The following is a 15,835-nucleotide window of genomic DNA, read 5'->3' on the forward strand; positions in this document are numbered from 1 at the left end:
ACCTATAAAATAACAATTAGGAGGGGTTATGTCTTTCAAGTCTGAAGACGATAAAAAAGCCTACTGGCGCAGAAACATCAACTTGATGAAGGTGCTGCTGGTTATCTGGGCTGTCTGTTCATATGGATTCGGTATTTTGCTACGGCCATTACTCGACAATATCCCGGTGGGTGGTGTCGGCTTGGGGTTCTGGTTTGCACAGCAAGGTTCAATCTACGTGTTCCTAGCAATCGTATTTTATTACGCTAAAAAAATGCGTGATCTCGACCGTGAATTCGGCGTTGACGACTAATAAAAATAAATAGCTGAGGAATCAATAATGGATCTCACGACCTTAACCTACATTGTTGTAGGTCTTACGTTTGCCCTGTATATGGGTATTGCAGTTTGGGCCCGAGCGGGTACTACTGGCGAATTCTACTCTGCTGGCGGCGGTGTTCACCCGGTCGCTAACGGTATGGCAACCGGTGCTGACTGGATGTCTGCTGCTTCTTTTATCGGCATGGCTGGTCTGATTGCATTTAAAGGTTACGACGCGTCTATCTTTCTGATGGGCTGGACCGGTGGTTATGTACTGCTGGCTCTGTGCTTGGCACCTTACCTGCGCAAGTTCGGCAAGTTTACCGTGCCTGATTTTATTGGTGATCGTTACTACTCCAGAACAGCCCGTATCGTTGCGGTTGTCTGCCTGATCGTTGCTTCCCTGACCTATGTAATTGGTCAAATGAAAGGCATCGGCGTGGCTTTCTCCCGCTTCCTCGACGTTGATTATGCAACTGGCCTGTACTCCGGTATGGCGATTGTATTCTTCTACGCCGTACTCGGCGGTATGAAAGGCGTTACCTACACCCAGATCGCACAATACTGTGTACTGATCTTTGCTTACACCGTACCTGCGGTCTTTATCTCCCTGAACCTGACTGGCAACCCAATCCCACAACTCGGTTTCATGGGTGATACTGCCGACGGCACTCCCCTGCTGATCAAGCTTGACCAGACCCTGGTTGACCTCGGCTTTGCGGAATACACCGCCCAGAAAGGCGGCACCTTCAATATGATGATGTACACCCTGTCACTGATGTTTGGTACAGCCGGTCTGCCTCACGTTATTATCCGCTTCTTCACGGTTCCTAAAGTATCTGATGCGCGTAAGTCTGCAGGCTGGGCATTGCTGTTTATTGCCATCCTGTACACCACGGCCCCTGCAGTTGGCTCCATGGCTCGTCTGAACCTGACCAACACCATCCAGAATCCTGAATTTGCCGTTGGTGATCCACAAGCCAACCTGGAATACTCCGAACGTCCTAACTGGTTCAAAAACTGGGAAACTACAGGTCTGCTGCAGTTTGAAGACAAAAACGGTGATGGCCGCATCCAGTACTACAACGATCAAAACCCTGAATTTGCTGCCAAAGCCGAATCTTATGGCTGGAAAGGCAATGAAATGGTGAAAGTTGACCGTGACATCATGGTACTGGCCAACCCTGAAATCGCTAACCTGCCTAACTGGGTAATCGCTCTGGTTGCTGCCGGTGGTCTGGCTGCAGCACTGTCTACAGCCGCTGGTTTGTTGCTGGCCATTTCCTCTGCTATCTCGCACGATTTGCTGAAAAGCACCTTCATGCCGAATATCACAGAGAAACAGGAACTGCTGGCCGCTCGTGTTGCCATGGCCGGTGCCATTATGGTCGCAGGCTACCTTGGCCTGAACCCTCCTGGCTTCGCCGCTCAGGTAGTTGCCCTGGCCTTTGGTCTGGCTGCCGCGTCTATCTTCCCGGCCTTGATGATGGGTATCTTCAGCAGCAAGATTAACAACACCGGTGCAGTAAGCGGTATGTTGGCAGGCCTGGTTTCAACACTGGTTTATATCTTCGTCTACAAAGGCTGGTTCTTTGTTGCCGGTACCGAGATGTTGCCAAACACTCCAGATAACTGGTTCCTGGGGGTATCCCCTGAGGCCTTCGGTGCTCTGGGTGCGTTGATCAACTTTGTGGTTGCTTTTGTTGTCACCAACATGACAGCACCAGTACCGAAACATATTGAAGAAATGGTTGAAAGCATCCGTGTTCCTAAAGGCGCCAGCGCCGCTCAGGATCACTAAGATGTGATAAACGAACTCTCGTTATAACCCGGCTTCGGCCGGGTTTTTTTATGGCTGTTGTTTGGTGTTGCAGATACAGGCTCAAGCAGCTTGAAAGGTCTCAGCCGCAACAGAGAAAGAGGAAAAGCTGTCGTGAAGGCGGCAATCTCCGCCAAGGTCAGAATAGCCTCGGTATTGTAAACCCTGATAAATTTACAGAGGCGTTTACAGGGGCGTTTACAGGGACAGGTCACTGGGCATTCAACCAGAACAGAGGTTGCGCGTTTTTTCAGTGGCTGCTAGCTTGAATAGCTGAATGATAGAGCATTGCCTTGGTGTACTGTCGTTTTACATGTCAAGGCTACTTGAAAAATGCGCATTCGAAGAAACAAAACGGCTAAACAGAAAGGACAAGAAGAATGTCAGAAAACGATAGGTTGGCTGTACTCATTGATGCCGACAATGCCCAGGCTGCAATCTGCGAAGAACTATTGGCGGAAATATCAAAATTTGGTGTAGCCAGTGTGAAACGAGCATATGGAGATTGGACAACAACCAATCTGAAAAGCTGGAAGCCACACCTTCACAAGTACGCGATCCAACCAATACAGCAGTTCAGCTACACACAAGGTAAAAACTCCACGGATTCATCTCTGATTATTGATGCAATGGATCTGTTACACGAGGGAAGGCTTGATGGTTTTTGCCTGATTTCTTCTGATAGTGATTTCACCAGGCTGGCGAACAGGATTCGCGAAAGTGGATTGGTTGTATATGGTTTTGGCGAAAAGAAAACACCAGAGCCATTTGTAGCCGCATGTGACAAATTTGTATATACAGAAGTGTTAAGAAAATCTGAACATCAAAATATCAAGGATGAATCCGGCAACCCGGAATTAAAAAGAATTATTATCGATGCAGTTAATGCTGTATCCAAAGATGATGGCTGGTCACCGTTATCAGCGGTTGGAGGATATATCAATAAGAAAACACCCTCGTTTGATCCAAGAAATTATGGTTTTGAAAAACTCGGAAAACTGGTTAGATCGTTGATTTACCTGGAGTTTCAGGAACGGAAATTTGGTGATGAATCCTCTAATGTACATATTTATGTTAGAGAAAAAACGGCGTAACAAGTACGGTAACGTCTATTTATTTCCAGAGGATATTTCAGGGTTTTTTTGGCTACAACAAATATATCCTGAAACACTCTGAAACAACCACATCACAGCAAGGATTTCAGCTGCTGCAGTTTTTCTTGCTGTTGCTGACGCGCCAATGGCCGTTCGCTGGTTTCTGGCAGTGCTTTCTCAATGGTCAGCTGAATATCCTCGCCCTGTTGCAGCCGCTGCAATAGCAGGTCGTAGTTACGTTTGAATACCGGAAAGGCTTTGTATTCCGCATTATTGGCAAGAAAAAACCAGTCACTGGCCCGTCCGGCGAAATACACCACCGGGTGACTCCAGGCGAAGGTTTTTTTCGGCGAAGGCGCCCGGCAGGCTTCAATATACGCGGCATAAGCATCCGGTACGCCCAACTCCCCTGCCAGGTCACAACGAGAAATCACTTCATGGACATTGGGCAAATAGCTGGATTCCTTAACGGCGCGCTCCGCGGCCGCCAGGATCGTACTGGCCGGGTAATCCACCAGCAGCCGGGACCACAAGCGCTTGGCGGTGATCAGGGTCGCGGCATCGGGAAAGGCTTTGAGAAACTGGTTGTGGTAGTTGAAACGAAACAGCTCAAACATTTGGTTCAAGGCCGATTTCTGCTCGGTGTTGGCGGCTTTTTGCCCTTCACCAGCTGGTGTCGTTGAGTCGGCGCAAACTTGCTTCAACTGTTGTGTAGTCCGGTTCAGCAGTTGCTTGTCCATTCTTGCCTCCTGATGTTGTCGACGGGGTCGGTTGTGACAGCTGCCGCGCCCATTGCTGTTTGATGTATTGCAAGAAGCGGCTGTTCCAGCTGTTGTGTACCTGACGGGAATCACGCCAGTAAAGCACAAATTCGGCTACCCGTTCACGGGCAAATTGCGGGTCGATATGTGCCATGGAGAGAATATCGTAACAGTCGCTCGAGGGTTGCCAGTCGCTGGGAATCGGCAAGGGTACGGTCGAATGTTCCACCGCCGCCGAATAACGCGCCCATTGCTGACGAATGTGCTGGATAAACTTGCTGTTCCAGGTTTTTAGCGCATCGCCCCGCTCACGCCAGTACAGGATAAATTCCGCCACGGCATCATCAATAAACTGCTGTTCAATCCCGGAACGTTGCAATATCTGCAAGGCATCTTCACTGGGGCGCCACTGATGGCCAATGGGAGCGGCTTCGTCACTGGCAACACTGAAACCACTGCGGTTCAGCTGGCCTTCTTGCTGCAGCCGTTGACGTTCGGCGTCGTTCTGGGCGTATACCCACTGTTTTTTGACGAAGCGGAAAAAGCGGGTATTCCAGTCGTTCCGGTTAGCCCCTTGCTCTTGCCCTTGTAATAAAAAGACATCCCGCTGGGCCCAAATAAAACTGGCCGGAATACCATGCTGTTGCAGTCGGGTCAGTGTATCCGCACTGGGCTGCCAATCCTGGCCAATGCTGTGGTGAGCATGGGCGGCTGGTATTCCCTGTGCCATCGGTACTGCGCTAGCACCACCCAGAGGTCGGGCCGGTGCTGCAGCGGCCGACTGGCTGTGTTCAAAACTCAGTACCAGTTCAACGCTTTCCGGGTACATCGGGCCATGCAAGCGAATAAGCCCCTTGTCTACCAGGCTTGCCAGCGTACGACGAATCGTCACATCATCCCAAAAAGGCAGTTGCTGGCGCACGGTATCACGCGCCAGCCGGATACCCTGATGGTGGCTGTCGGGCTGTAATATCGCAGCCTGGTTGATAATCGTCAGTAAGACTGCATCTTCCAGCCCGATCGTTGCGGCCAGCGTCACAGACAAAGGGATGGAATAATCGTTGAACAGAGGGTGATTACTCATGATGCATTGCTTGAATTAACCTGAATCAAAAACGGAAGAATAAAACGAGAGCATTAACCGTAGCGGCTAGTGGCATTGCACCATGCTACCGTCATAGCGCCAGAGAGTCATACGATTCTGTGATGCCAGTGTTTGCTGTTCGGGGCCGGGGCACGATAAAAGCGCATCCGGCTCCTTTACTGCGACATTGTGCCGCCGCTCAAGAGCACCTGCGATCCACGCTCTCCATTAATCCTGAAAAAACCTGTCACCAGAGAAGCGTTTATCGTGTTTAAAATGCTTAAAAAAGCCGCTCAATCAAGCGGCTTGATTTTACCGGCAGGCAAGTGCCGGTATTCTGGAACGAATTACGCCAAACGCTTGTATTTCATACGTTTTGGCGCTGCGTCGGCACCCAGGCGTTTCTTCCGATCGGCTTCGTATTCAGTGTAGTTGCCTTCAAAAAAGCTGACTTTTGAATCACCTTCATACGCCATGATATGAGTGGCGATACGGTCGAGGAACCAGCGATCGTGGGATACCACCATCACGGCTCCGGGGAAGGCCAGTACGGCTTCTTCCAGTGCGCGCAAGGTTTCTACATCGAGGTCGTTGGACGGTTCGTCCAGCAACAGAACGTTGGCTCCCTGTTTCAGGGTATGGGCCAGCTGCAGGCGGCCACGTTCACCACCGGAAAGGTCTCCAACCCGTTTTTGCTGGTCTCCACCCTTGAAGTTAAAGCGGCCAATGTAAGAGCGACTGGGGTATTCCTTGCCATTGATGGTCAGCATGTCCAGACCGCCAGAGATGGCTTCCCAGACGCTTTTGCTGTCGTCCAGCTCGTCACGCAGCTGTTCTACAAAGGCCAGTTTGACGCTGTCGCCCATAACCACTTCGCCGCTATCGGGTTGCTCTGTCCCGGCAATCATACGGAACAGGGTGGATTTACCCGCTCCATTACCCCCAACGATCCCGACGATCGCACCCGCGGGTACGGTAAAGCTGAGGTCATCAATCAGAACGCGATCACCGTAAGCCTTGGTCACATTATGAAATTCGATCACTTTGTCACCCAAACGTGGGCCAGGCGGGATGTAGATTTCGTTGGTTTCGTTGCGGGTCTGGAATTCGCGGGAGTTCATTTCCTCGAATCGGGCCAGACGTGCCTTGGATTTGGACTGACGCCCTTTGGCACCTTGTCGCACCCATTCCAGCTCGTGTTTGATGGCCTTGGCATGGGCATCTTCTTCTTTCTTTTCTTGCTCCAGGCGTTTCTCTTTGGCTTCCAGCCAGGTGGTGTAGTTACCTTCGTAAGGAATACCATGGCCGCGATCCAGCTCCAGAATCCATTCGGCACAATTGTCGAGGAAATAACGATCGTGGGTAATTGCTACCACGGTGCCAGGGTATTCTTCCAGGAATTTCTCCAGCCAGCCGACGGATTCTGCATCCAGGTGGTTGGTGGGTTCGTCCAGCAACAGCATGTCGGGTTTTGACATCAACAGACGGCACAGGGCAACACGACGACGCTCTCCCCCTGACAATTTGGTAACATCAGCATCCCAGGGTGGCAGTCGCAGCGCATCGGCGGCAATTTCCATCTGGCGGTCGCTGTCATGGCCGTCAGCCGCTTCGATCAGGGCTTCAAGCTGGCCCTGCTTTTTGGCCAGGGCGTCAAAGTCGGCATCCGGCTCGGCATAGGCGGCGTATACGGCATCCAGTTCGGCCTTGGCGTTCATCAGTTCGCTGAGGCCATCTTCAACATTGCCTCTGACGTCTTTGGCCGGGTCCAGTTCCGGCTCCTGGGGCAGGTAGCCAATATTCAGGTCGGGCTGTGGACGCGCTTCGCCAATAAAATCCTGGTCAATACCTGCCATGATTTTTAACAGGGTCGACTTACCGGAACCATTCAGGCCGAGCACACCAATTTTGGCACCCGGGAAAAAAGATAGTGAGATATCGCGCAGAATCTGACGCTTGGGCGGTACAATCTTGCCCAGACGGTTCATCGTAAATACATACTGTGCCATGGTGAAACCTTTAACTGAAAATGCTGCGCCAAACTACTGAAATCCACCGTGAATGGCAATCAGCGACAACACGATCCACACACCCAGTGACCAGGTGTGCAGAAACCGCTCCGGTTTCTTATCTGTCAGAATAATGAGCAGAGATCAGATTCATGCAGCATCATGACCCAGCAGGCCATTCCGTGCGACCAGCAACGCGCCTACATTATTTTTTTCTTCCCTCATTGATCATCATGGTGGCGATTGTTGTCTTCAATGTGTTCCAGCATATACACACCGACCGTAAGCGATTACTCACCAACGCCACCACGCTGGTGCAGCAACAAGCCACGGTCATGCACTCGCTGTTGTTGGCATATACGCCGTTACAATGCAGTGTAAGTGGGCAGATATCTGCCACTCCTCCAACCTCAGCCAGTACCCACAAGACGCTCCCAAATCACAGCACTGACCTCGACCAGCTGACAGCATTAACGCCTTCGCTGGAAGCCATCGCCATGGTGACAACCACGCAGCCGCTGGTTTATGTGCAACAAATGGGGCCGCTACTGGATCACAATCATCTGCTGACATTGGCAGAACAGCCGGACTCGCCCTTGCTGACACAACCGTATCGAGTCGACCAGCAGCTTTATCTGCAGTCCTGGTGCCATCGTTCTGGACAGTCTTATCGGGTTATCAGCCGCCACTCGCTGGACCGTTTCCGTGGTCATATTTTACCCAGCGGCAACCCCGGCATTACGCTCCGGCTGATCGATACCCTGGCGCCGTACGCTGAAAGCCATCGCCAGATCAGCCATCCTCCGACCAGCCCATTGGTACAACAGGCGATTCCCGGCACGCATTGGTCTGTGGTGGCCTTCCCGTTACCGGAGGATCTGAAGCATCATCTGACCGGCTATTTACTCGCCCCGCTATTGCTGATTTTGATACTGATTTCTTCGGTATGGGCGTTTCGTCGTTCGGTGCAGCAGGCGGAGCAGGCTGCGACCCAAGCCGATACCCAGCGCCAGCAAGCGGAAGAACGGGCCAATCGGGTGCTGCAGTCAATCGAAGATGCCCTGATTTCTACCGATGCCAACGGTGAAGTGAACTATGTCAATCACCGGGCCAGTGAGCTGCTGGCACAAAATGGTTATACCTTGCTTAAAGGCCACACTCTCGCGGCGATCTGGCCACACCCACAAGCCTTGTGGGCCCATGGGCTGAGTGTTCAGGAGCTGGCACACTTGCACGACAAAGGCCGCACCCTGACGGCTAGCCTTGATGGAGAATCACGCATCATGGAGCAGAGCCATTACCCGCTGTATCGCGATCAGCAGCTTGATGGCATCGTCTGGATACTGCGCGACATCAGCACCTCGGTACATACCCGGCGCGAACTGGAACGCAGCCGTCAGCGTTATATGTCACTGTTTGAGGAATCAGGTGTCGCGCATTGGTTGCTGGATATCGCGGAGTTTCACAACAGTCTCGACAGCCTGAGCATTATCAATGTCAATCAAGCGGCCATTGCCCTGGCGGGTGCCAGCAGCCGCTCCCAGCTGCAACGGCAATTCCGCCAGCTGTTTACTGACGACCGCCACGCTTTTCTCGATGCCGTTCAACAAAGCCGCCAGGAACAATCCCGGTTTACCCATACCCAGGTTGCGATTACCCGTTTTGATGGCCAGCAACGGGAGCTGTCGATTCATTTCAGTCCGGGTTTCGAGCACAAGTTGATGGTTTCCCTGATTGATGTCACCGAAGAAAAACGAGCGGCGGAACGGGCAAGGGAACAGGAAAACTTCTGGGCGGCGGTCATGGCCGCCATGCCGGATACCGTTTTTGTCGCCGATCTGGACGATCAGCTGGAGCCTGCCATCATTTACCGCAACCGCTCCGGTTCGGAAACACTGGGGTATCCGGCGCTGGCCGATAACGATGGTTGTTGCGACTGGTTACTGTATGCCTCGGACGAAGAAAAACAACGCTGCCATCAGGCGCTGACTGTCCTCAGAACCCTGCCACCGGGCAAGGCGCATATCATCTGTTTACAATGCCGCCACCACGATGGCAGCACCCGGCTAATCCGCTTCGAGCTGACGCCATTCCGGTACGATCAGAACGGTAATGTAAACAGCTACATTGGCACCGCCCGAGATGTCACCGACGACCGCGCCAAACAGCAGCAAACCATCGAAAGCGAAGCCCGCTATCGCATGGTGGCGGAAAACATGACTGACGTCATCTGGGCCACCGACAGCCATATGAAGCTCAATTTCGTCAGTACTTCCGTACACCGACTGTTGGGGTATCAACCGGACGAATTGCTGAAGCTGGGAATCGACGTGATTTTCAGCCTCCGCGATATCCGCTCATTACAGCTCGATTTGCGCCAGGCCTTGCAAACAGCAACCAATAACCCCGACCTGCACCACAATCTGTTACAAAAGGATATTCAGGCGACAACCCGGGATGGCGAACGCCGCCTGTTGAATATACAGGCCAGCATGATTCGCAACCCGGACGGCAGCACACAGGGCATCACAGGGATTTGTCGCGACGTCACGGAAGAACGCCGTAACGAGCAAGAACTGCTGCTGGCCGCCGATGTGTTTGAAAACACCAACGAAGCCATTATCGTCGCCGATGACAACTTCCGGGTAGTCAAGGTCAACCGGTCCTTTACCCAGATTACCGGCTTTCCGGCGCATGAAATTATCGGTAAAACCCCGGATCACCTGGTCGCTCCGGAGCATCGCAACAACCACTATATGCACGATATTATCGAAACGCTGGTGGTTGATAATTACTGGCAGGGCGAACTCAAATATCGCTGCATGAGTGGCGAAACGCGCACTTCCTGGACCGGCATCAGCATCATTCGTGATCCACAACACGAGATCCAGAGTCTGACCATCATTATGTCGGACATCACCGAGCGTAAAGCCAACGAAGAGCGCATCCATCACCTCGCCTACTACGACCCTCTCACCGGCCTCGCCAATCGCGCCCAGATGCACGAGCGGCTGGAAGCACTGATGCACAAGACCAGCCATCACAACAGCCATCTGTCGCTGCTGTTTATTGACCTTGACCGATTCAAGCCGATCAATGATTCCCTTGGCCACCCGGCGGGAGACAAGGTCTTGATTGAGGTCGCCGAGCGGCTGCGCCAATGTGTCAAAAGTGGCGATATGGTGTGCCGGATGGGCGGTGACGAATTCACCATCGGACTGGCCTTTGATAATACCAATCACGACGTGGTCACCATTCCCCAGCGAGTGGCAGAGCGTATTCTCAAAGAACTCAACCAACCCTATTACATTGGCAAGCACCAGTTATTCCTCAGTGCCAGTATCGGTATCGCCACCTACCCGAACGATGGCGACAGTGTTATCGAACTGCTGAAAAACGCCGATATGGCCATGTACCATGCCAAGGACGCTGGCCGTAACAATCTGCAGTTTTATAATGCCGCCATGAACCGCCAGGCGGTGGAACGGATGGAGCTGGAAAATGATCTGCACCAGGTGCTGCAAAAACAGGAACTGTACTTGCTGTTTCAGCCACAGTACGACTCCCGGACCTTGCGCGCCGTGGGTGTCGAAGCCCTGCTGCGCTGGCATCACCCGGTTCGCGGCGAGGTTTTGCCACAGGAGTTTGTACCGATTCTGGAAGATACCGGGCTGATTGGCCCAGTTGGCTGCTGGGTGCTGGAGCAAGCCTGTCTGAAAATGGCGGGCTGGCTTGAGCTGGGGCTGTCGATTCAACTGATTGCGGTCAACGTCTCTGCACGTCAGTTCAAATACCCCGGCTTTGTCGACGAGGTCAAACAGGCACTGCAAAAATCCGGTATTTCTCCACACCATCTGGAGCTGGAGCTGACCGAATCCGCATTGATCGACGATATTGATTTCACCCTGTCGGTGTTGCACGAATTACGGGCGCTGGGCGTACGCATCTCGATTGATGATTTTGGGACTGGCTATTCGTCACTCAATTATCTGAAACAGTTTCCGGTTGATATTCTCAAGGTAGACCGCAGTTTTATCCAGAACCTGCCCACCAACCGTGATGATGCCCAGATTACCCGCACCATTATTGCCATGGCCCATAATCTGGGGCTGGGGGTGATTGCCGAAGGGATCGAGAACTGCGAACAACTGGCATTTTTGATCGAAGCACGTTGTGAAACCCTTCAAGGCTATCTGCTATCGGTTCCTGTCACCGCTGACGAGCTCGAAGCCCGTATGACCGACCAGCCGGTATGCAGCCTCAAAGCAGTTGAGCGAGATTCAGTCTGATGGTGAATAACACTCACGTGCCAGAACGCCATAATTTAGGGTAGAATGCTCGCCCTTTTAAATTGCCCGGCGTAGCCACGACCGATGCACCCGCCCACACACCGAGGATCACCTGATGTTTAGCCGCGACATGAACATTGCCGACTTTGACCCGGATCTCTGGTCTGCCATGCAGGCTGAAGATCAGCGTCAGGAACACCATATCGAGCTGATTGCTTCCGAAAACTACACCAGCCCACGGGTGATGGAAGCCCAGGGCTCCCAGCTGACCAACAAATACGCGGAAGGTTATCCGGGCAAACGTTATTACGGCGGCTGTGAGCACGTTGACGTAATTGAACAACTGGCCATCGACCGCGCCAAGGCACTGTTTGGCGCACCTTATGCCAACGTTCAGCCACACTCTGGCTCCCAGGCCAATGCTGCGGTTTTCATGGCACTGGTCAAACCCGGCGATACCGTTCTGGGTATGAGCCTGGCACACGGTGGTCACTTGACCCACGGTGCATCGGTCTCTTTTTCTGGCCGTATCTACAATGCCATCCAGTACGGTCTGAACCCGGAAACCGGCGAAATCGATTACGCAGAAGTCGAGCGTCTGGCCAAAGAACATCAGCCCAAAATGATTATTGCCGGTTTCTCTGCCTATTCCCGAGTGGTTGACTGGCAGCGTTTCCGCGATATCGCCGATGCGGTGGGCGCTTACCTGTTTGTCGATATGGCTCACGTGGCGGGTTTGGTTGCTGCAGGCGTTTACCCGACACCGGTTGGTATTGCCGATGTCGTCACCACCACAACCCACAAAACCCTGCGAGGCCCTCGTGGTGGTCTGATTCTGGCAAAAGAAGACGAAGAGCTGAACAAAAAGCTCAACTTTGCCGTCTTCCCGGAATCCCAGGGTGGCCCACTGATGCACGTGATTGCCGCCAAGGCTGTGTGTTTCAAGGAAGCCATGTCGAATGAATACAAGGCGTATCAGGCCCAGGTGGTCAAAAACGCCCAGGCCATGGCCGCTACCTTTATTGCCCGTGGCATCAATATCGTCTCTGGCGGTACTGACGACCATCTGTTCCTGGTTGATCTGATTGGCAAGGAATACACCGGTAAAGATGCCGACGCCGCCCTCGGCCGCGCCAATATCACGGTGAACAAAAACTCCGTACCAAACGATCCACGTTCACCTTTCGTGACTTCTGGTCTGCGTATCGGTAGCCCAGCGATCACCAGCCGTGGGTTTGGTGAAGCGCAAGCAACAGAACTGGCTGGCTGGATCTGTGACGTACTGGACAGCCTGGAAAACGGCACTTCCGAGCAAGTGGAAGCCGAAGTGAAAGCCAAGGTCATCGCCTTGTGTGATCAGTTCCCGGTTTACCGCTAAGCCCTGCCAGACACCGGTCGCCACTGCACATCGTGGCGACGGTGTTTCCAGACTCGACAGCTCGCCTTCACACTCCCCATATTTTCCCGTCTGTTTGCCATCTGACCTGTCCCTGGCCAGCCACCCTGGCGAATTCACATAGACTTTGATCGGATATGGCAATTTTTTATTGCAACCAGACCTCAACGTTCTAGAATCGCAGCGCTCGCGCAAGAAGTTCCGACCGTACTCTTTCGATACTCAGGATGCCTCTCATGACGACGTCGAACCTGCATGCCCACACCCAATGGTCTCCTATTTCCGAGTCCCGCTTACTCAATTTGATCCAGCACACTGAAGCCAGTATGGAGGCGCCGGTCAAAACGCTCTGGCAGCTGATGCGTTTGCCAACCGCCGAAATATGGCAACAGCACCCCTGGGCCGATGAAGGCTGTGGTTTCTGGGTACTGGCTACCTTTGGCCGCCATTGCCTGTACTTTAATGACGTGACCCAGGGGTTTGCCATCAGCCCGTTCCAGCGCTGGGGAAACATCGACCACTTTGATCCAACCCCAACCCCTCTCAATGAACTGATTCAGCGCCTGACCCATACTGTCCTGGCCAATCCCGACTGCGAACGTGCCTGAAAACGTGCCGGAACATGGTTTACCCGGTGATGGCCTGGCCGAAGTCCATGTGTGAAATCATTGCCTGATAATCACGGCAGGAGTACACTGGCGCGCTTTGGCCACCATGGCCGTATCGCTCTTTAGTCAGTTCCGCCTATGCATTGTCCATTCTGCTCACATCCGGAAACCAAGGTGGTCGACTCACGCTTGATGGCTGACGGTGCCCAGGTTCGTCGCCGTCGCGAATGCTCCGGCTGTGGTGAGCGTTTTACCACCTTCGAATGCGTCGAACTGACCTTCCCTCTTGTGATCAAGCAGAACGGTGTCCGGGAAACCTTTCGCGAAAGCAAACTCCGCAGTGGTATCCAACGGGCATTGGAAAAACGCCCGATTCCTGTCGACACGATGGACGCGGCTATCCACCATATCCTGCAAACCATCCGCAACAAAAATGACCGGGAAATATCCAGCCGCCAGATTGGCGAATACGTGATGGCTGAATTACATCAACTGGATCAGGTTGCCTATGTTCGCTTTGCCTCGGTGTATCGCAGCTTCAAGGATCTCGACGAATTCCGCGCCGAAATTGAACGCCTGTCTGCCAGCGTCAGCACCACGGTTATTACGGAAACCAACCCATGAAGACATATACGCCAACCCATAACCCAGAAGCCCATGGCGATGAGTACTGGATGGCCAGGGCTTTACGTCTGGCAGAGCAAGGACTCTATTCCACCAGCCCCAATCCCCGGGTTGGCTGCGTCATCGTCAAGGATAATGTGCTGGTGGGTGAAGGCTGGCACCAGCAGGCCGGAGGCCCCCACGCAGAAGTCCACGCCTTGCGCATGGCGGGCGATCAGGCTCAAGCGGCCACCGCTTATGTCACCCTCGAACCTTGCAGCCATTTTGGCCGCACGCCACCCTGCGCCCATGCTCTGGCCAACGCCGGTGTTGCCCGGGTTGTTGGTGCCTGTCGCGACCCTAATCCGCAAGTGGCTGGCCGGGGCTTTCAATATCTGCGTGATGCCGGTATCGAGGTGACGGAAACCTGCTTGCAAAATCAGGCTGAATCCCTCAACGCCGGATTTATCCAGCGTATGCGCAGTGGCCTGCCCTGGGTCAGAATCAAGCTGGCCCAAAGCCTCGACGGCCGCACCGCCATGGCCAGTGGCGAAAGCCAATGGATCACTGGCCCTGCGGCCCGCCGCGATGTACAGCGGTTACGAGCGCGCAGCTGCGCAGTGATTACCGGTGCCAGCTCAGTACTGATCGACAATCCTTCCATGACCGTACGGCCAGCCGAAACCGGTATCAAACAACCGGAACATCTCTGGCGTCAGCCTTTACGGGTAGTGATTGACGGCCAACAACGGCTCAGCGGCAACGAAGCTGTTTTTGACCAGCCTGGTGATATCCTCCTGGCGGTTACCAATACCTCTCTGGTCACCGTGCAGCGAGCAGCAACCTTGGGGCAACTGACGCTCTGGCAAAGCCCGGCAACACAGACAGGCAAGGTTGATTTGCCAGCGCTACTACGGTTTTTGGCCGAACAGGGCCACAATGACATATTGGTCGAAAGTGGTGCCCGGCTGGCGGCGGCGTTTGTAGAAACCGGGCTGGTGAATGAACTGGTGTTGTATTGCGCTCCAACCTTGCTGGGCAGTAATGCCCGGCCGTTGCTGGCATTGCCACTGGATAGCATGCAGCAGCAGATTCGCTGGCACTGGCAGGATATTCGTATGGTTGGCCAGGATTTACGCCTGACCTTGCAGCCGGAAGCCGCTCGGCCATAACCCGACCCATCGTCAACAGAGACAGATTGAGAAAGCCATGTTTACAGGAATTATCGAAGCAATCGGCACCGTCGCAAGTGTTACCAGCGTATCCGGTGACTTGCGCCTGACAATCCGCACCGGGGCGCTGGATCTGGCCGATGTCAAACTCGGTGACAGCATCGCCACCAATGGTGTGTGTCTGACCGTCGTGGCACTCCCCGGCGACGGCTTTGTTGCCGATGTGTCACGAGAATCCCTGGCCCATACCCGTATCGGCAGCTGGCAAGCAGGCACCCAAGTCAATCTGGAAAAGGCCCTGCTGCCCACCACTCGCCTCGGTGGCCATATGGTCAGCGGGCATGTGGATGGCGTTGGCCGTATCAGTCAGCGTCAGGCCGATGCCCGCTCGATTCGCTTGACCGTCGAAGCCCCTGCGGAACTGGCTCGTTATATTGCCGCCAAAGGCTCTATCACTGTCGATGGTGTCAGTCTGACAGTGAATGCACTCAGTGATGCCGGGTTTACTCTGAATATTGTGCCCCATACCGCCGCAGAGACAACATTGATTTCCAGCCAGCCAGGTCAGCAGGTTCACCTGGAAGTTGATATGATTGCCCGTTATCTGGAACAACTGGTCAAAGCGCCAGACAATACAGAAAAAACGCCGATGGATGCGGCTTTTCTGGCACAGCATGGATTCTGGAAATAAACCGATTCA

The 15,835-nt window shown here is 53.5% G+C and carries 12 protein-coding genes; 9 read left to right on the top strand and 3 right to left on the bottom strand.

The window, feature by feature from the left end:
- The first annotated feature begins 28 nt into the window (after positions 1–28).
- The 3 genes from Q8W24_RS09075 (at position 29) to Q8W24_RS09085 (ending at position 3,213) form a co-directional block, all read left to right on the top strand.
- Positions 29–292, top strand: a complete 264-nt coding sequence (locus tag Q8W24_RS09075; RefSeq protein WP_303432632.1) for a DUF4212 domain-containing protein — start codon at positions 29–31, stop codon at positions 290–292.
- Between the two features lie 27 nt (positions 293–319).
- Positions 320–2,101 carry a sodium:solute symporter family protein gene (locus Q8W24_RS09080; protein ID WP_303432634.1) on the top strand — a complete coding sequence of 594 codons (1,782 nt, stop codon included), beginning with the start codon at positions 320–322 and terminating at the stop codon, positions 2,099–2,101.
- 398 nt (positions 2,102–2,499) lie between these two features.
- Positions 2,500–3,213, top strand: a complete 714-nt coding sequence (locus Q8W24_RS09085; protein ID WP_303432636.1) for an NYN domain-containing protein — start codon at positions 2,500–2,502, stop codon at positions 3,211–3,213.
- Between the two features lie 92 nt (positions 3,214–3,305).
- Here Q8W24_RS09085 and Q8W24_RS09090 read toward each other — a convergent pair whose 3' ends face one another.
- From Q8W24_RS09090 to ettA, 3 genes are all read right to left on the bottom strand, one after another.
- Positions 3,306–3,953 (bottom strand): replication protein P, encoded by a 648-nt coding sequence (locus tag Q8W24_RS09090; RefSeq protein WP_305475091.1) that lies wholly within the window; start codon positions 3,951–3,953, stop codon positions 3,306–3,308.
- The gene (locus Q8W24_RS09095) at positions 3,877–5,058 is read right to left on the bottom strand and encodes a DnaT-like ssDNA-binding domain-containing protein (protein WP_305475094.1); all 1,182 of its coding nucleotides are present in this window, start codon (positions 5,056–5,058) and stop codon (positions 3,877–3,879) included. Before Q8W24_RS09095 ends, Q8W24_RS09090 begins: the two co-directional genes overlap by 77 nt.
- Before the next feature lie 347 nt (positions 5,059–5,405).
- A complete protein-coding gene (gene ettA, locus Q8W24_RS09100) occupies positions 5,406–7,067 on the bottom strand; it encodes an energy-dependent translational throttle protein EttA (protein ID WP_303432642.1) in 1,662 nt (553 codons plus the stop codon).
- A 152-nt stretch (positions 7,068–7,219) separates the two neighbouring features.
- Between ettA and Q8W24_RS09105 the strand changes: the two genes are divergently transcribed.
- The 6 genes from Q8W24_RS09105 (at position 7,220) to Q8W24_RS09130 (ending at position 15,826) form a co-directional block, all read left to right on the top strand.
- Positions 7,220–11,356, top strand: a complete 4,137-nt coding sequence (locus Q8W24_RS09105) for an EAL domain-containing protein (protein WP_305475096.1) — start codon at positions 7,220–7,222, stop codon at positions 11,354–11,356.
- Positions 11,357–11,471: 115 nt separating this feature from the next.
- Complete coding sequence (gene glyA, locus Q8W24_RS09110; RefSeq protein ID WP_305475097.1) at positions 11,472–12,734, top strand: serine hydroxymethyltransferase; 1,263 nt, start codon at positions 11,472–11,474, stop codon at positions 12,732–12,734.
- Between the two features lie 254 nt (positions 12,735–12,988).
- Positions 12,989–13,360 carry a hypothetical protein gene (locus tag Q8W24_RS09115; RefSeq protein WP_303432646.1) on the top strand — a complete coding sequence of 124 codons (372 nt, stop codon included), beginning with the start codon at positions 12,989–12,991 and terminating at the stop codon, positions 13,358–13,360.
- A gap of 138 nt (positions 13,361–13,498) precedes the next feature.
- A complete protein-coding gene (gene nrdR / locus Q8W24_RS09120) occupies positions 13,499–13,984 on the top strand; it encodes a transcriptional regulator NrdR (protein WP_305475098.1) in 486 nt (161 codons plus the stop codon).
- Positions 13,981–15,135: a bifunctional diaminohydroxyphosphoribosylaminopyrimidine deaminase/5-amino-6-(5-phosphoribosylamino)uracil reductase RibD gene (gene ribD, locus Q8W24_RS09125; protein WP_305475100.1), complete on the top strand. Its 1,155-nt coding sequence runs from the start codon at positions 13,981–13,983 to the stop codon at positions 15,133–15,135. The genes nrdR and ribD overlap by 4 nt, the downstream gene beginning before the upstream one ends.
- Positions 15,136–15,172: 37 nt before the next feature.
- Positions 15,173–15,826 (top strand): riboflavin synthase, encoded by a 654-nt coding sequence (locus Q8W24_RS09130; protein WP_305452557.1) that lies wholly within the window; start codon positions 15,173–15,175, stop codon positions 15,824–15,826.
- The last annotated feature ends 9 nt before the right edge of the window (positions 15,827–15,835 follow it).

The organism is Oceanobacter sp. 4_MG-2023 (assembly GCF_030689165.1).
Taxonomy (GTDB): Bacteria; Pseudomonadota; Gammaproteobacteria; order Pseudomonadales; family Oceanobacteraceae; genus Oceanobacter.